The following is a 22,102-nucleotide window of genomic DNA, read 5'->3' on the forward strand; positions in this document are numbered from 1 at the left end:
GTCCGGGCGGGTGTAACATGCTCTGTACAGGATACTGCCCCATTTGCGGGGAAAATCTCCGCAACGCATACTGCCGTGGTTGTGCCCAGTCTAGCAACCGCGCCGTCCCAGGCAATACATGTTTTGATGACACATGGTCTGGTGACAGCCATGGCCGGAAGCTGGCATAGAACGGCCATGAGCCTTGAACCCGGCCTTTATGTGGCAGCGACCCCGATCGGCAATCTGAAAGACATCACCCTCAGGGTGATCGAGACCCTGCGCGCGGCCGACCTGATCCTGTGCGAGGATACGCGCGTGACCGGCAAGCTGTTGAGCGCCCATGGGATCAAGACGCCGATGAAGGCCTATCACGACCACAATGCCGCGCGGGTGCGCCCCGAGGTGCTGGAGCGGCTGGAACGCGGCGAGCGGCTCTGTCTCGTGTCGGATGCGGGCACGCCGCTGATCTCCGATCCCGGCTACAAGCTGGTGCGGGCCGTGCGCGATGCCGGGTTGTCCGTGTTCACCCTGCCGGGGCCATCGGCCATGGTCGCGGCGCTGTCGATCGCCGGGGCGCCGACCGACCGGTTCCTGTTCGCGGGCTTCCTGCCGGTCAGGTCCGGTGCGCGCAGGACCGAGCTGGAAGGGCTCAAGCCCGTGCCGGCGACGCTGGTCTTTTATGAAAGCGGGCCGCGGCTCGCCGCCTGCCTCGCCGATATGGCCGAGGTGCTGGGACCGCGAAAAGTGGCGGTGGCGCGTGAGCTGACCAAGATCCATGAGGAAGTGCGCGAGGGGCTGCCGGCCGAGCTTTCCGCTGTCTATATGGCGGAAGGCGCGCCGAAAGGCGAAATCGTCGTCATCGTCCACCCGCCGGCGGAAGACGCGCCGGACGCGGCCGATGCCGAGGCGATCATCGCGCAACTGCTGGAGGATCACTCGATCAAGGAGGCCGCCACGATCGCGGCGGAACAGACCGGCCTGCCGCGCAAGCAGATGTATGACATCGCCCTGACCATCAGGAAGGCGCGCTAGTGCCGGCGCGGCTGACCCGGCAGCAGGCAGAACGGCGCGGGCGTCTCGCCGAATCCATCGCGGCCCTGTTGTTGCGGCTGAAGGGCTATCGCATCCTTGCCATGCGCTACAAGGCCCGCGGCGGCGAGGTCGATATCGTCGCCTCCCGGGCCGGCATACTCGTCTTTGTCGAGGTCAAGGCAAGAGCCAGCCACGAGGCCGGGATTACCGCCGTCACCGCGCAGGCGCGCCAGCGAATTGCCGTTGCGGCGGAACGGTTCATCTCCCACAAACGTCTCCATCCCGTACCCGCCTGCCGGTATGACCTGATCACCGTCCGGCATCTGACACCAAGGCACCACAAAAATGCCTGGAGAGCGGGCGATTGAGACCGACCAGTATCGTTTATTACACCCCGCCCGCTTCCGGTAACCGCGCGTTAACCATGCCTGAACTCTATGTCACTGGTATTGGCCCGCATTACGCGGCATTTTCAAACGGTTATTTCGGGTCCAGAGAGGATTTGAACCATGAACAAGACACTGACTTTTTCTGCTAGAGCGCTGATCGCCCTGTGCGCTGCGGCCCTGCTGGCAACCGGCTGCGCCCAGAACCGCACCATTGGCGGGAGCGTCGATGACGCGGCAGCCAATATCGCGCTGAAGGCGAACCTGATCAAGGACGAAAAATACGACTATTCCGATGTCGATATCACCATCTTCGAGGCACGGGTGATGCTGACCGGCTCGATGCGGACCGAGGAAGGCAAGGCCCATCTCGAACGGCTGGCGCAGAACTCCCCCAATGTGAAGCAGGTGATCAACGAGATACTCGTCGGCGAGAAGACCTCGTTCCAGCAGGGCACGCGCGATGCGCTGATCGACCAGCGCCTTTCCGCCGCGCTGCTGACCGATACCGGGGTCGTCCGCCGCAACTACCAGTTCTCGGTTTCCGACGGCGTCGTCTACTTGCTCGGCGTGGCACAAGGCCCGACCGAGCTGACCCGCGCGACCGAACAGGCCCGCCGCATCAATGGCGTCAAAAAGGTCGTGAGCCATGTCATGTATGTCGGCGATCCGTCCCGCGTAACGCGCTAGAACCGGTATTCACTTCACCGGGAAACGCTATAGATAAAGGGCCTGACCGACAGGCCCTTTAGAAAGCGACGTGACATGACCCTGAAAATTGCGATCCAGATGGACCCGATGGAAGACGTCCAGGTCCATGGCGACACCACGTTCGACATGGCGCTGGAGGCCCATACACGGGGCCACGAGATCTGGGTCTATCACCCGCATAATCTGCGCCTCGACAAGAACCGCGTCTTTGCCCGCGCCCGCAAGGTTGCCGGGCTGAAACGCGAGCAGGGCGAGCATGTGAGTTGGGCCAAAACTGGGGGCGACGATCTGGAGCTGGTCGACCTGCACGGCGTCGACGTGGTGCTGGTGCGCCAGGACCCGCCCTACAACATGCGCTACATCACCGCCTGCCACATGCTGGAATATCTGCTGCCGGAGGTGATGGTGCTGAACGACCCGCGCGAGATCCGCAACGCGCCGGAGAAGCTGTTCCCGCTCGACTTCCCGAAACTGATCCCGCCGACGCTGATCACGTCCGACGAGACAGCGCTGCGGTCTTTCCGCGACAAGCATCACGACATCATCCTGAAACCGCTTTATGGCAATGGCGGCGCGGGGGTCTTTTCGGTAACGAAAGGAGATCAGAACTTCTCGTCGCTCTTGGAAATGTTCCGCAATTTCTATGACGAGCCGGTGATCGCGCAGAAATATCTGCCGGAGGTGCGCAAGGGCGACAAGCGCATCATCCTGCTCGATGGCGAGCCTGTCGGCGCGATCAACCGCGTACCGGCGGACCACGAGGCGCGCTCCAACATGCATGTCGGCGGCACGGCGACGCCGGTCGAGATGACCGATCGCGACCGGGAAATCTGCGCCGCCATCGGCCCGGCCCTGAAGGAGCGGCGGCTGGTGCTGGTCGGCATCGACGTGATCGGCGACTACATGACCGAGATCAACGTCACCTCACCGACCGGCGTGCAGGAAGTGCGGCGCTTCGGCGGCGCCGATATCTCGGCGCTTTTCTGGGACTGGGTCGAAGAGCGGCGTCCTTCGCAGTCTCGCTGACGCGAGACACCTCAGGACGAGGCGTGCCTGGATCACAGGTCCTCACCTGAGGTGCCCGCGCAAGCGGGCGACGAAGGGTCAGCTTGAAAGCCCTACCGCAGCGGCGTCGGGAAAGCCGGTAGGTCGGCGACGTCCGACGGGCTGTGCTGGATGACGACGAGGGCCTGCTCGTCCTCGGCAATACCCTCGAACACATCCATGGAGGCGAGGGTCTGCTCGACATCGACATTGAAGCGCGGCACCTGGCGCTCCTCGCGGCTCTGGTTCAGGTGATAGAGGTCACCGGTCAGCAATACCGTGCCGGTGTCGGCCAGCTCTACCTGCAGGGCGGTATGGCCGGGTGTGTGGCCCGGCAATTCGAGGATCATGACGCTGCCATCGCCGAAGACATCGTAATCGCCGGTGAATTTGGCGGTCTCGAACCCGGTAAAGCCCTGGTATTGCCCGGCCGTTTCTTCGGCGAACATCGCGTCATACTCGGCTTCATGGACGAGCCAGGTCGCTCCGGCTGCGGCCTCGGGCTGGCCGGTATGGTCGAAATGCATGTGCGAGATGGACATGTAGTCGATGTCGGCGGGCGACAGGCCCAGCTCGGCGAGCTGGTCGGCGATGGAGCGTTCCAGCGATACCGTGAAAGGCCCGTCCGTCTGCGGGCCGGCTTCCAGCAGGGCGGCGGGCAGGCCGAGATCCCATAAGAGGTCGCCTTGCGGGTGGCGGATCAGGTAACAGCTGTCCGTCAGCGTGCCGGCCATGCCGGCATAGTCGCCGGAGACAGCGAAGATATCGAGATCGGATACGGCGATGGTGCCGCAATTCATCGCATACAGCGCGATACCGGTCGGCGCCGGGCTTGTGGCCGTCGCGCTCTCGTCCTCATCGCCGGCAGTCAGGGCGCTACCGGTCGCGTCCGGCGTCACGGTTTCCGTGGTGTCCGGAAAAGTCGTTTCGGTCGCGGAATCGTCGTCGCCGCTGCAGGCGCTCGCTGCCAGCAGGCAGGCCATGGCAATCAGGCTGGTGGAATGTTTCATGGTCTCGCTCCCCTTTCGGTCGTTGATGCGATCACCACTACTTTACGGTGTGTGCTGACGCTGCGCAAAGCGGATTTGCTGGCGCGCCTCGCCCAGCCGCTCGCCCAGCTTACGTGGCCGGTGCACCAGTGTCACCAGCACCCAGCTGATCAGCATCAGGAGATACCACGAGCCCATCTTGGCGAAGGACACGATGCGCCATCCTTCCTGCTGGTCCGGGTAGAGCCAGGCCGAGGTCGCGGTGCCGATATTTTCCGCCAGCCAGATGAACAGGGCGACGAGGAAGAAGCCGAGCAGCAGCGGCATCTTGTGCTGCCAGCGCCAGACCCGGTAGTGCACGACGGTGCGGCCATAGAGGATGGCGGCGAGCGCGAACAGGGCATACCGGATATCCGGCAGATAGTGATGGGTGAAGAAGTTCCCATAGATCAGGATGGCGAGGAGGACCGTCGCCCAGCGCGGCGGGTAGTGCGTGAACTGAAAGTCGAAGGTACGCACCGTGCGGGCAAGGTATGACCCGACGGCGGCATACATGAAGCCCGAGAACAGCGGCACCGAGCCGCCCAGTATGGCAAGGCGGATGACGCTCTCTTCCGGGTAGACCCAGGACCCTGCAGCGGTCTTGAACAGCTCCATCCCCGTGCCGACGATGTGGAAGATGAGGATGACCAGCGCCTCGCGCGGGCGCTCCAGCCGGGTCAGCAGGAAGCTAGTCTGGATCAGGATCGCCCAGAGAAACAAAAAGTCATACCGGGCGATCGGTAACACTCCCGGCCAGAAGGCAGTGGCGATGATCCCGGCCAGCATCAGCCCGCCGAACAGGCAGGCCCAGGCCTGCTTGATGCCGAAGGCGAGAAACTCGGTCAGCGCCCTGACGAGCCAGACCGGCAATACGCGCCCCGCCAGCCTTTCCCAGACCGGAAAGATCCGTGCCAGCGTCGCATCGACGCGATTTTCCGGGCGGGCTGGTTCCGCGTCCGGGGGTAGGATTCCTGTCATGGTCTGATCCTCGATTGTCCCTGCCTGGCGTGTTGACCTGTATTCCGGCAAGGGCGAGGTGCTATCCGGGCAATCCGGAGGCATCTTCCCGTCGATCTATCTGTGAGAGGCGTTGGCACTGCCAGGTCTTGGAAACAATGTATTGCTATCCCGACACCCCCCCCCCGAACAGGGGATTTTGTCCTGCACTGTGCGCTTCTATGTTTTTTCCCGGATCTGCGCGATGCGAAGGGGGGATGATGAAGGACATGCCGGGGATATTTTCCATAGCCGCATTCGGGGCCCTGCTGGTTGTGGTTCTGCCAGGCGCAGTGCAGGCCGATGACACCGCGACCGACGATATCAGGAGTGATTGTGCTGCTTACTACGGGGCCTTGTACATGTCGCGCTTGCTCAGCGAAAAAGTGGCAAACATGGCTGAGATCGATGCTTCTGCGCGTGCCGATGCGGTGGTCAGCCAATCCGATCCTGACTGGGACAGCATCGACGACACGATGTACAACCTGTTGGAATACTACGATCCCGGCGTCGACGCCTTTGGTCAGACGAGAGCGCCGTCGGGTGACGCCGCTGAATTTCTGAATACGGTCATCGATTGCGATGAAACCTTTGGCTTCGAGCCTGTAATACAGGTGAAGGGCGAATAGTCATTGCCGGCAGGCGTGCGGCTGGGGCAAGGGCGCCGGCTGCGGCGTTCATCGGCCCGGGGACGGTGGCCTATTCTGCGGACCGGCGGACGGTTGCGCCGTCACCCTGTCCGCTGCTTTCCGCCCCGTCTTCCGCGCCGCCCGCCGCCCCGTTTTCCGGTTCGGGAGCAGAGGTAATCTCAAACGTGAACCCGCTCTCGTCAGCGCCGAAGACCGCCTCGCCATCAAGATAGTTTCGGGTCAGCAACGACATGATCGAGTGCCCGAAGCCGCGCCCGTCAAGCTTGCCAACGGGGGGGCCGCCCGCCTCGCGCCAGTCGAAGGTGAAGCCGCCCCCCGCGTCCGGTTTCCAGACTATCGAGACCTTGCCGCCATCGGCGGACAGGCTGCCATGCTTGACCGAGTTGGCGGCCAGCTCGTTGAGGATCAGGCTGAAGGCGGTCGCCTGTCCGGTATCCAGCACCATGCCGTTGCTTTCGATGTGAATGCGCTCTTTCTGGCCGAGCGAGTAGGGAGCAACGGCTTTTTCCGCCAACCTTTCGGCATCGACCTGCTTGTAGAATGAGGTCGCTTCGCTGACGCTGGCGCCGGTCATGGTGTGCGACGCGTGCAGGGCCCGCAGCCGCTGCATTGTCGACTGGACGAAGCTGTCGACATCGGTCGCATGGCGGGCCGACAGATTGATCAGGGCATTGGTGACGGAGAACAGGTTCTTGATGCGGTGGTTCAGCTCCTGCATCAGCAGGTTGATCTGTTCCTCGGCGCGCTTGCGTTCAGTGATATTGACGGCCGATGGCACCAGATAGGTGACTGTCCCCTGGCTGTCGATGACCGGCGACAGGAAGAAGGCGATGGTGGCGTATTCATCTTCCGCGACGCGGATCGTGGCGTCATACTCGACCGTCTCGCCATCCCTGGCGCGGGCGATCGCTTCTTGCAGGCGGGTCTGTTCGATGCGGTCATGGGACCACCAATAGGTTTCCCAGAAGGGTTTGCCGATGACATCGTCGACGTTCAGGTCAGCCGTTTCCAGCGCCCGCGAATTGGCCTCGATCAATTCGCCGTCGGTCGTCAACAGCCCGGCAAGGACGCCGAGCCCGTCGAGGATCGAGCGGATACGCATCTGCTCTTCCTTGAGCGATGTGATGTCAAGATTGGTGCCGGTCATGTAGAGGCGGCGCGAGCGTACTGCCTGGATCACCTGGCCGCGCCCAAGCAGCCAGCGCACCCGGCCCGTGCGCCGGTCGCGGATGCGAAACTCGGAATTATATTCGCCCTCGCCGCGCAGGGCCCGTCCCAGGTCGAGCTGGACCTGGCGCGAATCATCTTCATGGACACGGCTGACAATATCGCTGGAATAGATCGGGCCATCGCTGGGCAGACCCCACAATTCCCGTAGCTTGCCATGGGCGTAGACGCGGTTGGTCTTGAGGTCCCAGTGAAAGATGCCAAGGTCGGACGCGTCCATGGCAAGGTCGAGCTGCTTGTCGCGGGTATCGACCTGGCCTTCGAGATACTGGATGTGGGAAATCGCGAAGGCGATGGCCCAGACGGCGACAAGCGAGATGATCAGGCCGGCCATGGCGTCCTGCTGCGACATCAGGCTGTTGCTGAACCAGTAGAACAGCGCCAGGCTGGACAGCATCGCAGCGCCGTAGGAAATCCGCGCCCAGGGCAGGGGATAGGTCAGCCCGACGAACATGATGGCGAGATAGCCGCCATAGGCCGGTGCCGTGTCGGTGATCGTGATCACGGCCCCGATGGTAGCGAAGGCTATAAACAGGAGGATCGGCAGCAGGAGATCGCCCCAGCGCAGGGGCGGTTTGTATTTCAGGTTCGCGGGAAGACCAGCCTCGCCTTGTGGCTGGGAGACGGCGAGGCCGTCGTCAGGATCGGGGCCGGCTTTATGTTCTTCCGGTGACAGCATTCAACTCAAACATCGTCCATGTCATTCATGATCGACCTGGCGTCGTCTGCATGTTTCTTGCACATTTCCATGCCGAGCACGATGAGGGCGCGAACCGCGGCAGACCGGTTGGCGGCCCGGTTCTCGAAGCGCCAGTCATCGATGTCGGCCAGCTCGGTGTCCGTCACCAGGATCTGCAGCTTACTGATCCGTTTTTCCTGTCTGTCGTCAGAATCTGACATCCACAGTCCTTCTGTTCAGCACCGCATTGCGCCCAGCCGGGCAGTCCACAGCCATCAAGTGCCGGGTTTTTCCATGCCGTGCAAGTTTTCGCTATTATGCCGTCAAAGCTGTTTCCGAGAAATGTTCTTTTGACGCTCCGCCAGCAATTTTTCCAGAGGCTCCGGAAGCGGCGCGTCGAGCAGTTCCTGCTTGTATTGCTTCAGAACGGTTTCGGCGGTCTCGTACCATTCGCCCGCCGGCAGTTCCCGGTCCATACTCATCTTGCCAGTCGCTCCCTATTCCTCGAACATCATCCGCCGGGATTGCTGTATCCTCTTCTCGAGGGTCGTGTCGGGGATACGCAGGATATCTGCCGCTGTGCTGGAGGGAATCTCCTCGATGACCATGAGCGCGAAGGCCAGCCTGTTGTCCATCGGCAGGCGCCGGAAACGCCAGATGACCGGCTGCGCGCTGCCATCCGCCTCGCCCTCTTCCGTAGCGGCGGACGTTTGCGCGGCCAGGCGATCGCAAAGAGACCGGTACAGGCGCGTGCGCAGGCTGTCGTCGATGAACCGGGCCGACAGGTAGCTTTGTTCGGCTTCGACGACATCGAATACCACCCGGTCGGCTTCCTCGGCGCTGCTGGCGATGAGGTGAGCAAACCGGCGCGTCCGGGCGATGATGTCACGGGGCTCATACATGGGGAACGCCTCCTCTAGACAGAGTACACAGTGTGGGACATGGCCCTGCGGGTGTCGTTGACCCATGTTAAAGGTCTCGTCGGGGTCATCATTCCGCCACCGCCATGAAGCTGAGACGGCGCGGCGGACCATCGAGGTGCAAATGCTCTTCGGAATACCCGCAGGCCTCGATCAGCTGCGACCGGGCGAGGATCGTCAACACGCCCTTGTTCTTCTTGATCAGTCCTTCCTTTTCAAGGCTTCTCAGAACCCTGTTCACGTGGACGAAGGACAGGCCCAGCGCATCGGCAATCAGGATCTGGCTGACCGGCAGCTCCAGGCTGTCGGGCCCTGCGGCGCCGACAATACGCGCCCGGCGGTGCAGTTCGAGGATCAGGTGGGCAACGCGCTCGCGCGCCGTGCGACGGCCATTGCGCACGATCTGCTCGCGCAATATGCCCTCCTCCTGCACCGTGGACCACCACAGGGCAGCCGCGATGGATGAGCCCTGGGCAAACAGGGAAAGGATGGAATCGGCGTTGACGACGGTGGTTGTCACCTTGGTGACCGCGGCGACGGAATGATCGACCGTGTCGTCGAGAAAGACCTGGAGATCGAAGATGTCGCCCGGGAGCATGAAATTGAGGACCTGGGTGCGGCCGTCTTCCAGCGTGATGTAGCGCACCGCCCAGCCATGCTTGATGACGAAGACCTGACCGGTCTTTTCGCCACGGCGGATGATGTCCTCGCCGGGGGCATAGGAGTGATCGCGTACCGAGAGCTTCGACAGGGATTCGCCGTCGTGATCGGCAAGTTTGGCATAGTAGGATAGTCGCCTGAACAGGGGCTGCACGTCATTAACCTCCTGCCGACGCTAATGCATTATCTGCGTGCGCTCCACGTCGAGACAATGCGCGACGGCAGCCTTGACGCTTTCGATGCGATAGGGCTTGGCGATGACAAAATCGGGTTCGATATCCTCGCCGGTCAGCACCTGTTCCGGATAGCCGGTGATGAACACGACCGGACAATTGAGCGTTTCCTGAATTTCCATGACCGCGTCGGCACCGGTTTTCATGCCGATCAGATTATAATCGGCGAGAATGATGTTGGGTTTCTTCTGCCGCGACATCGAGATCGCCTTGTCCGCCGTATTCGCCTCGCCGCAGACCTCGACGCCGATGGACGACATGATCTCGCGCAGATCGGCGGCGATCAGCGGTTCATCCTCGATGATGATCGCCTTGGCATTGCGCGGCAGGCCGATAAACTGGCGGCCCCGGTCGAGAATCGAATAGGGATCCTGACCCTTGACGGCAATGATACGGGCGGCGGTTTCGGGGGTGAAATTCATGACGTCGACGAGCAGCAGCATCAGCCGTTCATTTCCCGGCGGCTCCGGCAGCGCAGCGAGCAGCGCCTCATCGGAAAACAGGGATTCCTCCGAGCGGCGCCCCGATGAGGCCATGCGCCATGTATGAAGGAAGGCGTGCAGCAGATCGGGCAGGCTGTCGGTGGAGCTTTTCGGGTCGATATTCACCTTGGCGAGCGCAAGGCGCGTCAACTCATCGCCGATCAACCGGTCGGCGAAGATGGCCCGGGCAAACTGCCGGACCGTTGCTATGTGGGACGCGTGGCTCATCGGTTTCCTTCTACGGTGTATTATACAATATAACTTCGATAAAGTTCGATTGAATTTTGCGAAAATGCCATAGGACGGCAAAAATCGGACAGGATCGACGGAACACACTTGGCGGCAAAGAGTTTAGAGATTAACCTGTTAATAATGGTTTATGGTCCGTCAAGCGGATCGAAGGGGAATAGCGATGTCCAGGATTGAGGTGATTTTCGGGGGAATTCTGGTGCTGGCGGTCATTGCAGCGGGCTCGCTCGTCCTGTTCCAGAATGGCTTCGCCCTGCCGTCCCTCGCCCCTGGCCAGGGCGGATCCGCCTATGCCCGTACCGCCACGCCGACCATGTCCGAACCGGCTGTCTTCACCGGCCTGCGCGAAACCGACCTGTGCACCTGTTACGAGACCGGCTTCGTGCGCGGCAATGAGAGCGGCGACATTGAATCCGTTGCCTATCGCGGCGGCTTTTCCAGTTGCCGCGCCGAACTCGGTGCCGAAGGCGGCAATGCCTGGACCGAAGGCTGGATCAACGGCGTCGACAACCGCCTGAGCCAGCGCAGCTGCCGCTTCTACATGAAGCGCCTTTCGCTGCAATAGCCGTTTCGGACCCGAACCGGCCTAATCCGACAGATTATCGACGACGATCCTGAACGTGCGGATTTCGCGCGACACGAAGACGCCCGCTTTCTGATAGGGGTCTGCGGCGGAGAACGCCTCGACCTCGGCCCGGGTCTCCATGTCCAGCAGGAACAGGCTGCCCGCCGGATTGCCGTCCTCATCCAGCAGCGGGCCGGCAAGTTTCACCGTGCTGCTATGGTCGGCGACATGGTCGAGATGCTGGGGTCTGACGCCGGGCCGTTTGGCCGCACCGTCGGGCCCATCGCGGCAGATGAGAATGAAATGCGGCATGGCTGGAAAATCCTCCTACTCGGCCGGTGAGCCCTCGTTCCTGAGCGGCCTGGCGAGCAGCCCGAGAATCGCCTGATCGACGCCGGTTCTGCCGTCGACAAGGTCGGCGACGGCGGCGCAGATCGGCATGTCAACACCGGCCGCGCCGGCAAGTTTCATCAGCGGCCCGGCGCTGGCCGCGCCTTCCGACACGGTCTGGCGCTCGGCAATGATCTCTTTCGCGGTCCGGCCCTCGCCGATTTCATACCCCAGCGACATGTTGCGCGACTGGCGCGACGAGCAGGTCAGGATCAGGTCGCCAAGGCCGGACAGCCCGGCCATGGTCTGGGCCTCGGCCCCGAGGGCGACACCGAGGCGCTGAAACTCGGCAAAGCCGCGCGCGATCAGCGCGGCACGGGCGCTTTCACCCAGCCCCTTGCCCTCGACCACGCCGCAGGCAATGGCGAGCACGTTCTTGACTGCGCCGCCAAGCTCCGCCCCGATCATGTCAGCCGTCAGGTAGGGCCGGAAATGGGGTGCCTTGATCGTCTGGGCCCAGCGCTCGCCGGAGGATTTGTCGGCGCAGGCGAGGGTGACGGCGGTCGGCAGGCCCCTCGCCACGTCAGCGGCGAAGGACGGGCCGGACAGGATCGCCGGGATGGCCTCCGGCCAGGCATCGGCGATAACCTCCGTCATCAGGGCGCCGGTGCCGCGCTCGATCCCCTTGCAGCACAGCGCGACCGGCAGGGTCTTGCCGCCGGTCAGGCGGCGCATCTCGGCAAGGTTGTCGCGGGCATACTGGGCCGGGATGACGAAGATGACCGCGTCGGCGTTTTCCAGCGCCGCAGCAAGATCGGTGGTCGCGCCCAGGGTTTCCGGCAGCTTTATGCCCGGCAGGTAGATACTGTTCTCGCGCGACCCGTTGATCGCCGACACGACCTGGTCATTGCGCGCCCATAGCGTCGTGGCCATACCGGCGCGCGCGGTCAGGCTGGCCAGCGCCGTGCCCCAGGAGCCGCCACCGGCGACGAGGATGGTCTGATAGGGGCTGGACTTGCCTGTCGTCTCGCTCATGCCTTGGGACCCTTCTTGCCGCCGCCATGACGCCTGCCTTCGGGGTTTTCGTCAAGCGGCCAGCGCGCGCGCGGGGCGAGGGCGAGGGTCTCGGCCAGTGCCGGCACGCTCCCGGCGGCGAGGCGCTCGGCCCCGGCCAGCGCGATCATCGCGGCATTGTCGGTGCAATATTTCGCAGGCGGAACGAGCAAGCTCCAGCCTTGGGCTTCGACCAGGGCGGTGAGTGCGGCGCGGATCTGCGTATTCGCCGCCACGCCGCCGGCGATGACCAGCCTGCCGCTGTCGCCGGCGGGAATGTCGAAGTCGGCCATCGCCCTTTCGGTCCGGGCGGCGAGATGCCGGGCGGCAGCGTGCTGGAACGAGGCGCAGATATCGGCGATGTCGCTTCCGCCCAGCGGTGACAGCTCCTCGGCGGCGAGGCGCACGGCTGTCTTCAGGCCGGAAAAGGAAAAGTCATACCCGGGCCGGTTCAGTAATGGCCGCGGAAAGGTGAACCGGGCCGCGTCGCCGCCCTCGGCGGCGGCCTGCACTTTCGGTCCGCCCGGCTGGCCGAGACCGAGCAGCTTTGCCGTCTTGTCGAAGGCCTCGCCGGCGGCATCGTCGATCGTCGTGCCGAGGCGGGCATACTGTCCCACGCCATCGACCCGCAATAGCTGGGTATGACCGCCGGAGACCAGCAGCAGGAGATAGGGGAAGGGGCAATTCTCGGTCAGCCGGGCCGACAGGGCGTGGCCTTCCAGATGGTTGACCGGGATGAACGGTATGGCCCGCGACAGCGCAAAGGCCTTGGCCGTCATCATCCCGACCATGACCCCGCCGATCAGGCCGGGACCGGCGGTGGCGGCGACCGCGTCGATACCGCCACCGATACCGTCATCGGTCATACCGGCCTCTGCCAGCGCGCGGGCGACGACCTGGTCTGCCTTCTCGACATGGGCGCGGGCAGCGATCTCCGGCACGACACCGCCAAAGGCGGCATGGTCATCCTGGGTATGGATGATGTTGGACAGGATTTCGGTCGTGCCGTCTCCATGGCGGCGCAGCACCGCTGCGGCGGTCTCGTCGCAGCTGGTCTCGATGCCGAGAATGGTGATCGTGTCGCTCATTGCCGAAAATCCGAATTCTTCCGATTGCGGGGCCGGTGCTCTTTCCGCGTCAGTGCCCTTTTCGCGCCAGTGCCCTTTTCGCGTCAGGTCAAAACCGCTATGGGAGCGCTCGTGCCTAGACGGAAAACGCCGTCCGGGCAATCATTCTCCTCGCGCCGCGCCGCGCGCCGCCACCTCAAACGGGATCACCATGCCGGACAGGGCCGAGATCAGCATCGCGTCGAGAAAGTCACCGCTGGCCGTGCGCCAGTCTGAGATGGTGCGCGCGATGATCCTTGACGCCGTGCCCGATGCCGGCGACATCCCGATCCGCACCTATGTCACCGAGGGCGACCGCCGCCTGTCCGGCTCGCTTGCCGAGATCGGCGGCAAGGGGCTGTTCACCAAGGAAGTCGAGCAGGCGCTGATGGATGGCGTCGCACGGATCGCAGTGCATTCGATGAAGGACATGCCGGCGGAAATGCCCGACGGGCTGATGATCGCGGCGATCCCGGTGCGCGACGATGCCCGCGATGCCTTCCTGTCCCCCATCGCGGCGAGCCCGTGGCAGTTGCCCGAGGGCGCGGTGGTTGGCACATCCTCCGTGCGCCGCGCCGCGCAGCTGCTGCACCGGCGTCCGGACCTGCAGATCGTGCCGATGCGCGGCAATGTCGGCACGCGGTTGGGCAAGCTCGCTGCCGGCCAAGCACAGGCGACGTTTCTGGCGGAGGCCGGGCTGCAGCGACTCGATAGGAAAGACGTTGAAAGGACCGTTTTGGAGCCGGAAGAAATGCTGCCTGCCGTCAGCCAGGGCGTTTTATGCGTCCAGTGCCGGGCCGATGACGACGCAGCGGCGCGTCTTCTGGAAAAGATCGAGTGCCACCGGACCAGCCTTGCCAGTGCCGCCGAGCGGGCCTTCCTGACCCGGCTCGACGGCTCCTGCCGCACGCCGATTGCCGGGCTGGCGACGCTGTCCGGCGACGCATTGCGGTTCCGCGCGCAATTGCTGACACTGGACGGGCGCGAGGAGGTCTATCACGACGAAACCGTGCCCCTGACCGGCGACGGCTATCGCGCCCGCCTGACCGAGGCGATGGCGCAGGGCCTGCGCATTGCCGAAGACCTTTATGCAGCGGCGACACCGGCGATCCGCCAGCTGATCCGCCAGGCGCGGTAGGAGGCGCTATGGGCGACCGCACCGGCCTGATCGTTGTTACCCGCCCGCAGCCCGATGCCGATCTCTTCGCGCGTCAGTTGAACGAGGCAAATCTGCCCTCGCTGGTCGCGCCGCTGATTGATATCGACTTCGAAACGACCTCTGAAATCAGGGACGCATCGGCTGTCGCCGTGACCTCGGCGAACGGTGTCAGGGCGCTGGCGCGCGCCACCACCGACCGGTCGCTGCCTGTCTATGCCGTCGGTCCCGCAAGCGCCGGGGACGCGCGGCGCGCCGGATTTGCCGTCGCCGGCACCGCCGAAAGCTCGGTCGAGAGCCTTGCCGCGCTGATCGCGGCGTCCGGCGAGCGCGGCCCGGTTCTGCACGTCACCGGCTCTCACCAGGCCGGCGATCTCGTCGCGGCGCTGTCGGCGGCAGGTATTTCAGCCTTCGCTCAGCAACTTTATCGCGCCAACGCCGTTCGACAGATGCCGGTCGCGTTGCGCGTCGCCCTGACCGAGGGCCGGGTCGATGCGGTAACGCTGTTTTCGCCACGCACGGCACGCCTGTTTCGCGGGCTGGTCGAGGATGCGGTACTGTCGGAGTGCCTGTTGCCGGTGCGGCTGATCTGCCTGAGCCCGGCGGTCGCCAATGCCCTGTCGGGCCTGCGCGCCCATGCTATCATTGCCGCAGGGCAGACGGATGCCCGCGCAGTCATTGACATTGCCGCTGGCGGGCGCACATAGAAACGAGACGCGAACGGACGGACGTAACGGGAAGAGAGACTTTCATGGCAGCGGACAAGACCGACAAAGACCGGGATGAAAACCGGGACGACAACGGGGCCGAAAGCGACAAGCAAAAGAACGAGACCACGGCGTCTGCGTCCGGCGGCAACAGCGAACCGGAAGAGGTCGAGACCGAGATCGTCAATGAAGAGCCATCCGATGCGGAGGTCGAAGACCATTCCGGGTCCGAAACGGCCCATGACGAGGAGGGTTCTCCGTCCGGTGATGAAAAGGCGGCCAAGCCGGGCGGGATGATGTCGCCCGGACTGATCCTCGCTGGCATTTTGGTATTGGTCGCGTGTTTCACGCTGTTTTCCTATTGGTCGCGCGATGGCGATGACCGCGATCCGGCGGTGGCGCAGAATGACGCGAGCCCGCTCGCTGCCGCCCTTGACGGGGCGCCGGAGCCGGGCGATCCGCAGGACGTGCCCGCCGGGGAGACACCGGCGGTACCGTCCACCACGCGCGACGACACCCAGATCGCCGAAGTGCCTTCTGAGAAGACCGGCAACCAGTCCGACGAGATGAAGCAGGCCGCCCGCACCGGGCGGGAGACAGAGACGGACGCCGGTGACGACACGCCGGACTCCACGCAAGACGACGCAACGGACGATACGGCAGCCGAGACCGCCCCCCTGACAGCTGGCCAGCTCGCCCAGCAACGCCGCGAAGCCGCCGCCGAGCGCGCCCGCCAGCGCCGCGAGGGCGAGGAACAACAGACCCGCACGGCGGAGTCCGAGCCTGAGGCGGAAGACGCTGCAACGGCTGCGCCGTCCGGTGACGCGGCACAGCAGACGGCGCAGGCCTCCGGGGCACGGCAAGACAGCGAGGCCCAGGACAGCGAGACACAAGACAGCGAGGCACAAGACAGCGATCCGCGAACCGACGGGACGCAGACACCTGCCCCGGCCCGCGAAGCGCGGCCCGAGACGGCAACCGGCGCGGTGACGGCTGAAGCCGAAACCGATACGGCCCTGCAGGAGACGAGAGCGGCCCTTGCCGAGCAGCGCCAGACCACTGCCCGCCAGGCGCGCGAGATCGAGGCCCTGCGCCGCGAGGTCGACACCGCGCTGGCCGAGCAGGACCGCCGCTCGCAGCAGCGCATCGGGCGGCTGGAACAGCGTATCGAGCAGATCCAGACGCAGGATGTCGCTGCCGCGACGAAACAGGCAGCGATCGCGCTCGCCGTGTCCAACCTGCAGCGTCAGATGTATTCCGGCCGGCCCTATGGTGACCAGCTCGCCGTGCTCGAACGGCTGACCGGCGACAGCGCGCCGGTGCGCCAGCTGCGCGAGCGTGCCGGGGATGGCCTGCCGCCGATCAGCTATCTTCAATATTCCTTCCTCGATGCAGCGCGCTCCGCCCTTGCCGCGGCGCGGCGCGAGGAGGCGACGAGCCCGCTCGGCCGGTTCTGGGCGAATTTCGTCGGCCTGTTCTCCGTTCGCAGGACCGGTCCGCAAAGCGGTGATAGTCCGTCTGCGATCATTTCCCGTGCCGAAGCGAGCCTTGAGAATGGCGACCTTGACGCGGCACTGCGGGAATTGTCGGCGCTGGACGGGGAACCGGCGGATGCGATGGCGCCGTGGATCGAGGAGGCGCGCGCCCGGGTCGAGGCCGACCAGACGCTCGACGCCCTGACCAACACTGTTCTCAGCCAGACCGGCTGAGAACAGGCGCTTGCGCCGCTCGCCGACGCTGATAATCGACTAAACGCCTTATAAGGACGAAGCCGCCGATGATCCGCATCCTGATATTCATCCTGGTATTGACGCTGGCCGCAGCGGGGCTGACAGCGCTGCTGGCGGTCGACGGCAACATCCATATCCGGTTCGGCGATTATGTCTATTTCAATCCGGCGGCGCCGACGCTGATCGGCATCTCGATCCTGCTGGCCCTGCTGATCGTCACTGTGCTGATCATCAGCTATCTGATGCGCCTTCCGGAGAAATTGCGCGGCAAGCGCCGCGACTCCCAGCGCCAGAAGGGGATTATCTCGCTGACGCGGGGTCTGGAAGCTGTCGCCGCCGGCGATGCCTCCGATGCCCAGCGGCACGCAAAGAATGCCCAGCGCCAGCTGGAAGAGCCGGCGCTGACCCGGCTGCTGACGGCCCAGGCAGCGCAGCTCGCCGGTGACCACGAAACGGCCGAGGCCAGCTTCTCCGCCATGCTGGAAGCGCCGGAGACGGAGTTTCTGGGTCTGCGCGGGCTTTACCTGCAGGCCGTCGGTGCCGGCGACATGAAGGCGGCCAAGGGCTATGCCGACCGCGCCTTCAAGCTGCGGCCCAATGCGCGCTGGGCCTATGAATCCGTGTACCAGCTGTCAGTCGAGCGCGGGTCTTGGTCCGATGCGCAGTCGGCATTGAAGCTGGCCAGCCGCAACGGGCTCGAAGATGGCGAGCATGTCAAGCGCCACGAGGCGGCGCTGATCACGGCGCGGGCCTATGCTGCGGATGCCTCCGGCGAGCGGGACGATGCGCTGTCCGATGCGAAGGATGCCTTCAAGCTGGCGCCGGACTTCCCGCCCGCCGCCGTCCTCGCCGCGCGGCTGGAAGCCGGCAAGAGCCGCCGCAAGGCGGTCAAGATCCTCGAACAGGCCTGGGCCGCGCGCCCGCATCCGGCGATCCGCCAGACCTGGCTGGACGTGCATTCGGATCTTGCGCCGGACGAGCGCGTCGCGACCCTGCCGCGCCTTGCCGGCCAGAACCCGCACGACCAGCAGAGCCAGCACCTGCTGGCCGAGGCCGCCATCGCGCAGGGCAATCACGACAAGGCCCGCGACATCCTGCAGCCGCTGTTCTCGCGCCGTCCGACGGTGCGCACCTTCACGCTGATGGCGCAGGCGATGAAAGCCCGGTTCGGCGAGGAAGCCGCCGAACCCTGGCTGGAGAAGGCGGCCCATGCACCGGCGGAGCCGGGCCCGGGCGCCGATGGCACATTCCACTTTTCCACCGATGGCTGGCGCCGCCTCGTCATGGAGTTCGGCGATCATCACCGCCTGTCACCGCCGCCGCTGGAAGAAATGACCGCCGCGATGTCGCAGGACGAGGTGCTGATGCTCGCCGCCCCGCCACCCGTGCCTGAGCCGCCTGCGCCCGAGCCTGAACCGGAAGCGGTCCCTGAGGATGTCGTTGCCGACGGGAGTGCCACGGTCGAGGCGACGCCCGAAACCTCCCCTGCCGCAGAGCAAGACAAACCCGCCGCGCCGCAAGCGGGCACGTCAGGCGAAAAACCGGCTGCAGAAGACCTTTCTGCACAGGAGCGCAAGCGCGCCGAGCAGGAGAAAGAACTGAAGGAAAAGGAAGCGACCCTGTCCGCAGCGGGCATGGGCGGCGGCATGTATGACGAGGACGAGCGCTAGAGCATCGTGCGCCCAACCGGGCGCACAAAGATCCTCTAAATCATTGAAGTAGATGAACTTTCTGCGTTCAAATGATTCGATTTGAATGCAGGTTGTTCTAGTTTCTAGCGGTCTTCCCTGGGGCGATAGGCCTTCGCCTTGCCCGCAGCCTTGCCCACAGCGTTGGCCGGCCCGACCGTCTCCGTCTCCGGACTGCCAGGGTTGTTCTGGTCCTGTCCCTGCACGCGCGCCCTGATCGCGGCCGCCCCGGTCACGTGCAGCGTGTCCCCAGCGCCGCCATCACCGTCATCATCTTTCAGCGCCAGCGGCCCGAGAGCGCCGTCGCGGCCTGCATCGGCATTACGGATATACCAATAGGCAAGCATGGCAAATATGCCCAGCATCATGAGAAAGGCGATGGAATTCATGGCACGGTGGTCCCGCTGTCACTGATCAACGACACGAGGATAGCGTGGCTGTCCTAAGCCGATATTAACCGCAATGGGGATCGGAGCATGGACGAGTATCAAGGGAAATGGGCGCTGGTGACCGGCGCGTCTGCCGGGCTCGGCGCTGAATTCGCGCGCCAGCTCGCGGCACGGGGCTGCCATGTTATCGTCACGGCCCGCCGGCAAGAACGGCTCGAGGCCCTGGCGGCAGAGCTGCAGGACCAGGGTGTGCAGACGGTGATCATCCCCGCCGACCTCGCCAGTCCCGAGGCGCCGGGCGCGATCATGGCGGCGCTGCGCCAGAAGCAGATCTCGCCCGATATCCTCGTCAACAGTGCCGGCTTCGGCCTGACCGGGGAGTATACCGACCGCAGCTGGGCCGAGCAGGGCGATTTCCTCCAGCTGATGGTCACCGCCTGCGCGGCGCTGGCCCATCATTGCCTGCCCGGCATGCGCGAACGCGGCTGGGGCCGGGTGATCAATGTGTCATCGGTCGCCGGGCTGGTGCCGCCCTCTGCCGGGCATACGCTGTATGGTGCCAGCAAGGCGTTCCTCGTCAGCTTCACCCAGTCACTGGCCGCCGAAACCGCAAGGGACGGGATCGGATGCTGCGTCGTCTGTCCCGGCTTTACCTATACGGAGTTTCACGACGTCAACGGCACACGCGAGGCGTTGAACCGGGCGATGCCGGACTGGATGATGCTGCACGCCGATGACGTCGCCGCCGGCACCCTGAAGGCGGCAGACAGAGGGCATACTGTCCATGTTCCCGGCTGGCAGTACAAGACGATCGTCGCGCTGGCGCGGATCATGCCGCTCTGGCTTGCCGAGAAGATCGCCAGGGCCCAGCAGGGGCGGTATCGCAAGACATAGGGCTTCCGACAAACCGCACGAAAAAGCCGCCCGCAAAGAAACGCATGCGGACGGCTTCAGGGGGGACTCTACTGACGCACTGTACTGTAGTGGAGGCCTAGAACGTGTAGCGATAGCCCGCTTCCAGCACATAGCTGGAGTTCTCGACGTCAAGGTCGGCAGGGAAGAGATCGACTTCGACCTCGACATCCGACGTGCCGCGATAGCGGATATTGGTCAGGAGCGAGGATGTTTCGTTGAGCGCGAAATCCAGGCCGCCGACGAACTGATAGGCGAAAACCGTGCCGCCATCGCTGGCGATGTCCACGCCGGAGGGCGAGTAATCGACATCGACGAAGCCTGCACCAAGGCCGGCGCCGACATAGGGCGTCAGGCGGGTGTTGTTGTCGAAGTCGAGATAGGCATTGGCGAGCAGATAGGTGGTGCGGATATCGCCCTGACCATCGGCGACGATCTGCGCGACATTGGCACCGAGCGGCGTCGTCTGGCCCTGGATCAGCACGGCGGCATCCACGGCATCGATGCTCATGCCGGCGGCCTCGACCATGCGGTGGGCTTCGACGTCATTCGATGCATAGGCGAGCTCTGCCTCGAGCCGGAACATGCCGTAATCCTTGCCGACAGCGGCGCCGAATGTATAGCCATCGTCAAAATCGGTTTCCCAGCCGACTTCGGTACCCTCGGGCAGGTTCGCGCCATCGAGTGCCGTGCCGGTGCCGGTGATGAAGAACGGGCGATTGAACTGGCCCGAATTGTCGGAGTTCTGCTGGCTGTTGATACCCAGCGTGCCGGATACGTAATAGTCATAGTCCTGTGCTGCTGCAGACGTCGCAAAACCCGCAATAGCCAGCGCACTTATCCCCAGAAAGTGTCCGTATTTCATTGTTACCTCCAGTGTAGTTTTTTGCTTGGAGCTACAATCTGGGGTCTGTTGCTGGTTCGTCATCTCACGGGCAGTCACATTTCTGTGATGTTCGTGCCGCCATCCTGGTGCGCATGTTCGAGCGCCAGATAGTTCTCCGACTGCATCTCGCTGAGACGGCTGGCGGTGCGGGCAAATTCGAAACTGCCATCGCCGGACGGATACAGATCATCGGGCAGGGCATCGGCGGAGCAGACGAATTTCGTCCGGTGCTCGTAGAGCGCATCGATGAAGGTCACGAAGCGCTTCGCCTCATTGCGCTGTTCTTTGGTCATCTGTGGAATATGATCCATGAAAACGGTGTGATAATTGCGGGCGAGGCAAAGATAATCCTCCGCCCCCAGCGCCTGCCCGCACATCGCCTTGAACCCGACCCGCGCTGCGCCGCGTGCGGTGCGCGGCAGGGTCAGCGTGCGGCCGCGCACCCTGTGAGTGCTCTTGCGCTCCGTGCCGCCGGCGATGAGCCGGGTCCAGGCCTTGTCCATCGCCGCATCGGCGCCGGGCCCGAGCGGGCAATGATAGACCGGCGAACCGGCGAGCTGTTCGAGACGATAGTCCTTGGCTGCTGTCAGCTCGTGGATATCGACCGTCTCCTTGAGCAGATCGATGAAGGGCACGAACAGCTCGCGGTTGATCCCGTCCTTGTACAGATCGTCCGGATGGCGGTTCGATGTGGCGACGATCACCGCGCCGTCCGCGAACAGATAGCCGAACAGGCGCCCCAGCAGGGTCGCGTCGGTGATGTCGGTCACCTGGAACTCGTCGAAACAGATCAGCCAGCCTTGCGCAAAGGCGGCGCGGGCGATGTGCGGGATCGGGTCGTCGAGGCTCGCCTTGCGCACCCGGTTCGGCTGCGCCTTGCGGGTCGCGTCATCCATCTTGCGCCAGTGCGCGATCTGTTCGTGGATGCCGACCATGAATTCGTGAAAATGCACCCGGCGCTTGTCCGCCACCGGGGCGTTGTTGAAGAACAGGTCCATCAACAGGCTCTTGCCGCGCCCGACCCCGCCCCACAGATACAGCCCGCGCGGCGGCGTCCGGCGCGAGCCGAAAAACCCCTTCTTTCCCGGTGTATAATCGCCCAGCTCTTCATGCAGGGTCTGAAGCCGGTCGGCGGCCTCGCGCTGGGCCGGATCGGCACTCAGCGTGCCTGCCGCAACCAGTGCGTCATACCTGTCGAGCGGTCCTGTCATGGGCGTCCTTCATGCTGCCGATAAAGACTTTCCCCCTACCCCATATTGTGGCAAGGGCAAAGCGCAAGCTGAGGTCAAGCACGGTCA

Annotated in this window: 25 protein-coding genes; 11 read left to right on the forward strand and 14 right to left on the reverse strand. The window is 64.1% G+C overall.

What is annotated here, in order from left to right; translation table 11 throughout:
• Positions 1–177: 177 nt before the first annotated feature.
• The 4 genes from rsmI (at position 178) to gshB (ending at position 3,137) form a co-directional block, all read left to right on the forward strand.
• On the forward strand, positions 178–1,014 hold the full coding sequence (gene rsmI, locus IEV88_RS12735) for a 16S rRNA (cytidine(1402)-2'-O)-methyltransferase (protein ID WP_188158082.1): 837 nt from the start codon (positions 178–180) through the stop codon (positions 1,012–1,014).
• Entirely contained in the window at positions 1,014–1,382 is a 369-nt protein-coding gene (locus IEV88_RS12740; RefSeq protein WP_188158081.1) for a YraN family protein, read from the forward strand. Before rsmI ends, IEV88_RS12740 begins: the two co-directional genes overlap by 1 nt.
• A 141-nt stretch (positions 1,383–1,523) precedes the next feature.
• Entirely contained in the window at positions 1,524–2,090 is a 567-nt protein-coding gene (locus IEV88_RS12745) for a BON domain-containing protein (protein ID WP_188158080.1), read from the forward strand.
• Positions 2,091–2,165: 75 nt separating this feature from the next.
• Entirely contained in the window at positions 2,166–3,137 is a 972-nt protein-coding gene (gene gshB / locus IEV88_RS12750) for a glutathione synthase (RefSeq protein ID WP_188158079.1), read from the forward strand.
• A gap of 92 nt (positions 3,138–3,229) precedes the next feature.
• On the opposite strand, the gene IEV88_RS12755 is transcribed toward gshB, so the two are convergent.
• Together IEV88_RS12755 and IEV88_RS12760 are read right to left on the reverse strand one after the other, a co-directional pair.
• Entirely contained in the window at positions 3,230–4,165 is a 936-nt protein-coding gene (locus tag IEV88_RS12755) for an N-acyl homoserine lactonase family protein (protein ID WP_206711170.1), read from the reverse strand.
• A 42-nt stretch (positions 4,166–4,207) separates the two neighbouring features.
• Complete coding sequence (locus tag IEV88_RS12760) at positions 4,208–5,164, reverse strand: DUF817 domain-containing protein (protein WP_188158078.1); 957 nt, start codon at positions 5,162–5,164, stop codon at positions 4,208–4,210.
• Between the two features lie 236 nt (positions 5,165–5,400).
• Here IEV88_RS12760 and IEV88_RS12765 point away from each other — a divergent pair, with 236 nt between their 5' ends.
• Positions 5,401–5,811 carry a hypothetical protein gene (locus IEV88_RS12765; RefSeq protein ID WP_188158077.1) on the forward strand — a complete coding sequence of 137 codons (411 nt, stop codon included), beginning with the start codon at positions 5,401–5,403 and terminating at the stop codon, positions 5,809–5,811.
• A gap of 70 nt (positions 5,812–5,881) precedes the next feature.
• On the opposite strand, the gene IEV88_RS12770 is transcribed toward IEV88_RS12765, so the two are convergent.
• The 6 genes from IEV88_RS12770 to IEV88_RS12795 form a co-directional block, all read right to left on the reverse strand.
• On the reverse strand, positions 5,882–7,738 hold the full coding sequence (locus tag IEV88_RS12770; protein WP_188158076.1) for a sensor histidine kinase: 1,857 nt from the start codon (positions 7,736–7,738) through the stop codon (positions 5,882–5,884).
• Between the two features lie 5 nt (positions 7,739–7,743).
• On the reverse strand, positions 7,744–7,959 hold the full coding sequence (locus IEV88_RS12775) for a hypothetical protein (RefSeq protein WP_188158075.1): 216 nt from the start codon (positions 7,957–7,959) through the stop codon (positions 7,744–7,746).
• A gap of 102 nt (positions 7,960–8,061) precedes the next feature.
• Positions 8,062–8,220 carry a hypothetical protein gene (locus tag IEV88_RS12780; protein WP_188158074.1) on the reverse strand — a complete coding sequence of 53 codons (159 nt, stop codon included), beginning with the start codon at positions 8,218–8,220 and terminating at the stop codon, positions 8,062–8,064.
• A 15-nt stretch (positions 8,221–8,235) separates the two neighbouring features.
• The gene (locus IEV88_RS12785) at positions 8,236–8,640 is read right to left on the reverse strand and encodes a hypothetical protein (protein ID WP_188158073.1); all 405 of its coding nucleotides are present in this window, start codon (positions 8,638–8,640) and stop codon (positions 8,236–8,238) included.
• Between the two features lie 88 nt (positions 8,641–8,728).
• Positions 8,729–9,472 carry a Crp/Fnr family transcriptional regulator gene (locus IEV88_RS12790; protein ID WP_188158072.1) on the reverse strand — a complete coding sequence of 248 codons (744 nt, stop codon included), beginning with the start codon at positions 9,470–9,472 and terminating at the stop codon, positions 8,729–8,731.
• 21 nt (positions 9,473–9,493) lie between these two features.
• Positions 9,494–10,261, reverse strand: coding sequence for a response regulator (locus IEV88_RS12795; RefSeq protein WP_188158071.1), 768 nt, complete (start codon positions 10,259–10,261; stop codon positions 9,494–9,496).
• Between the two features lie 184 nt (positions 10,262–10,445).
• Between IEV88_RS12795 and IEV88_RS12800 the strand changes: the two genes are divergently transcribed.
• Positions 10,446–10,847: a hypothetical protein gene (locus IEV88_RS12800; RefSeq protein ID WP_188158070.1), complete on the forward strand. Its 402-nt coding sequence runs from the start codon at positions 10,446–10,448 to the stop codon at positions 10,845–10,847.
• Positions 10,848–10,868: 21 nt separating this feature from the next.
• Here the strand turns inward: IEV88_RS12800 and IEV88_RS12805 are convergent, their stop codons facing one another.
• From IEV88_RS12805 to tsaD, 3 genes are read right to left on the reverse strand one after another with little or no spacing between them, the layout of a single operon-like run.
• Positions 10,869–11,159, reverse strand: coding sequence for a YciI family protein (locus IEV88_RS12805; RefSeq protein WP_188158069.1), 291 nt, complete (start codon positions 11,157–11,159; stop codon positions 10,869–10,871).
• 15 nt (positions 11,160–11,174) lie between these two features.
• Positions 11,175–12,212, reverse strand: coding sequence for an NAD(P)H-dependent glycerol-3-phosphate dehydrogenase (locus tag IEV88_RS12810; RefSeq protein ID WP_188158068.1), 1,038 nt, complete (start codon positions 12,210–12,212; stop codon positions 11,175–11,177).
• Positions 12,209–13,318 (reverse strand): tRNA (adenosine(37)-N6)-threonylcarbamoyltransferase complex transferase subunit TsaD, encoded by a 1,110-nt coding sequence (tsaD, locus tag IEV88_RS12815; RefSeq protein WP_188158067.1) that lies wholly within the window; start codon positions 13,316–13,318, stop codon positions 12,209–12,211. The genes IEV88_RS12810 and tsaD overlap by 4 nt, the downstream gene beginning before the upstream one ends.
• Positions 13,319–13,508: 190 nt before the next feature.
• On the opposite strand from tsaD, the gene hemC reads away from it, so the two are divergent.
• From hemC to IEV88_RS12835, 4 genes are all read left to right on the forward strand, one after another.
• Positions 13,509–14,474 carry a hydroxymethylbilane synthase gene (hemC, locus tag IEV88_RS12820; protein WP_188158066.1) on the forward strand — a complete coding sequence of 322 codons (966 nt, stop codon included), beginning with the start codon at positions 13,509–13,511 and terminating at the stop codon, positions 14,472–14,474.
• An 8-nt stretch (positions 14,475–14,482) separates the two neighbouring features.
• Entirely contained in the window at positions 14,483–15,199 is a 717-nt protein-coding gene (locus tag IEV88_RS12825) for a uroporphyrinogen-III synthase (RefSeq protein WP_188158065.1), read from the forward strand.
• A gap of 44 nt (positions 15,200–15,243) precedes the next feature.
• Positions 15,244–16,908, forward strand: coding sequence for a mitofilin family membrane protein (locus IEV88_RS12830; RefSeq protein WP_188158064.1), 1,665 nt, complete (start codon positions 15,244–15,246; stop codon positions 16,906–16,908).
• A 68-nt stretch (positions 16,909–16,976) separates the two neighbouring features.
• A complete protein-coding gene (locus tag IEV88_RS12835; protein WP_188158063.1) occupies positions 16,977–18,599 on the forward strand; it encodes a heme biosynthesis protein HemY in 1,623 nt (540 codons plus the stop codon).
• A gap of 104 nt (positions 18,600–18,703) precedes the next feature.
• Here the strand turns inward: IEV88_RS12835 and IEV88_RS12840 are convergent, their stop codons facing one another.
• Positions 18,704–19,006 (reverse strand): hypothetical protein, encoded by a 303-nt coding sequence (locus tag IEV88_RS12840; RefSeq protein ID WP_188158062.1) that lies wholly within the window; start codon positions 19,004–19,006, stop codon positions 18,704–18,706.
• Positions 19,007–19,093: 87 nt separating this feature from the next.
• Between IEV88_RS12840 and IEV88_RS12845 the strand changes: the two genes are divergently transcribed.
• Positions 19,094–19,900, forward strand: a complete 807-nt coding sequence (locus IEV88_RS12845) for an SDR family NAD(P)-dependent oxidoreductase (protein WP_188158061.1) — start codon at positions 19,094–19,096, stop codon at positions 19,898–19,900.
• Positions 19,901–19,997: 97 nt separating this feature from the next.
• Here IEV88_RS12845 and IEV88_RS12850 read toward each other — a convergent pair whose 3' ends face one another.
• Entirely contained in the window at positions 19,998–20,783 is a 786-nt protein-coding gene (locus IEV88_RS12850; protein ID WP_188158060.1) for an outer membrane protein, read from the reverse strand.
• Positions 20,784–20,857: 74 nt separating this feature from the next.
• Entirely contained in the window at positions 20,858–22,015 is a 1,158-nt protein-coding gene (gene zapE, locus IEV88_RS12855; protein WP_188158059.1) for a cell division protein ZapE, read from the reverse strand.
• Between the last annotated feature and the right edge of the window lie 87 nt (positions 22,016–22,102).

This window comes from Aquisalinus flavus (assembly GCF_014640095.1).
Classification (GTDB): domain Bacteria; phylum Pseudomonadota; class Alphaproteobacteria; order Caulobacterales; family Parvularculaceae; genus Aquisalinus; species Aquisalinus flavus.

Bases quoted from the DNA above. Each gene is read 5' to 3' on its own strand.
- rsmI (WP_188158082.1), top strand. From the start codon at position 178: ATGAGCCTTGAACCCGGCCTTTATGTGGCAGCGACCCCGATCGGCAAT.
- IEV88_RS12745 (WP_188158080.1), top strand. From the start codon at position 1,524: ATGAACAAGACACTGACTTTTTCTGCTAGAGCGCTGATCGCCCTGTGC.
- gshB (WP_188158079.1), top strand. From the start codon at position 2,166: ATGACCCTGAAAATTGCGATCCAGATGGACCCGATGGAAGACGTCCAG.
- IEV88_RS12755 (WP_206711170.1), bottom strand. From the start codon at position 4,165: ATGAAACATTCCACCAGCCTGATTGCCATGGCCTGCCTGCTGGCAGCG.
- IEV88_RS12760 (WP_188158078.1), bottom strand. From the start codon at position 5,164: ATGACAGGAATCCTACCCCCGGACGCGGAACCAGCCCGCCCGGAAAAT.
- IEV88_RS12765 (WP_188158077.1), top strand. From the start codon at position 5,401: ATGATGAAGGACATGCCGGGGATATTTTCCATAGCCGCATTCGGGGCC.
- IEV88_RS12770 (WP_188158076.1), bottom strand. From the start codon at position 7,738: ATGCTGTCACCGGAAGAACATAAAGCCGGCCCCGATCCTGACGACGGC.
- IEV88_RS12775 (WP_188158075.1), bottom strand. From the start codon at position 7,959: ATGTCAGATTCTGACGACAGACAGGAAAAACGGATCAGTAAGCTGCAG.
- IEV88_RS12780 (WP_188158074.1), bottom strand. From the start codon at position 8,220: ATGAGTATGGACCGGGAACTGCCGGCGGGCGAATGGTACGAGACCGCC.
- IEV88_RS12785 (WP_188158073.1), bottom strand. From the start codon at position 8,640: ATGTATGAGCCCCGTGACATCATCGCCCGGACGCGCCGGTTTGCTCAC.
- IEV88_RS12795 (WP_188158071.1), bottom strand. From the start codon at position 10,261: ATGAGCCACGCGTCCCACATAGCAACGGTCCGGCAGTTTGCCCGGGCC.
- IEV88_RS12800 (WP_188158070.1), top strand. From the start codon at position 10,446: ATGTCCAGGATTGAGGTGATTTTCGGGGGAATTCTGGTGCTGGCGGTC.
- IEV88_RS12805 (WP_188158069.1), bottom strand. From the start codon at position 11,159: ATGCCGCATTTCATTCTCATCTGCCGCGATGGGCCCGACGGTGCGGCC.
- IEV88_RS12810 (WP_188158068.1), bottom strand. From the start codon at position 12,212: ATGAGCGAGACGACAGGCAAGTCCAGCCCCTATCAGACCATCCTCGTC.
- tsaD (WP_188158067.1), bottom strand. From the start codon at position 13,318: ATGAGCGACACGATCACCATTCTCGGCATCGAGACCAGCTGCGACGAG.
- hemC (WP_188158066.1), top strand. From the start codon at position 13,509: ATGCCGGACAGGGCCGAGATCAGCATCGCGTCGAGAAAGTCACCGCTG.
- IEV88_RS12825 (WP_188158065.1), top strand. From the start codon at position 14,483: ATGGGCGACCGCACCGGCCTGATCGTTGTTACCCGCCCGCAGCCCGAT.
- IEV88_RS12830 (WP_188158064.1), top strand. From the start codon at position 15,244: ATGGCAGCGGACAAGACCGACAAAGACCGGGATGAAAACCGGGACGAC.
- IEV88_RS12835 (WP_188158063.1), top strand. From the start codon at position 16,977: ATGATCCGCATCCTGATATTCATCCTGGTATTGACGCTGGCCGCAGCG.
- IEV88_RS12840 (WP_188158062.1), bottom strand. From the start codon at position 19,006: ATGAATTCCATCGCCTTTCTCATGATGCTGGGCATATTTGCCATGCTT.
- IEV88_RS12845 (WP_188158061.1), top strand. From the start codon at position 19,094: ATGGACGAGTATCAAGGGAAATGGGCGCTGGTGACCGGCGCGTCTGCC.
- IEV88_RS12850 (WP_188158060.1), bottom strand. From the start codon at position 20,783: ATGAAATACGGACACTTTCTGGGGATAAGTGCGCTGGCTATTGCGGGT.
- zapE (WP_188158059.1), bottom strand. From the start codon at position 22,015: ATGACAGGACCGCTCGACAGGTATGACGCACTGGTTGCGGCAGGCACG.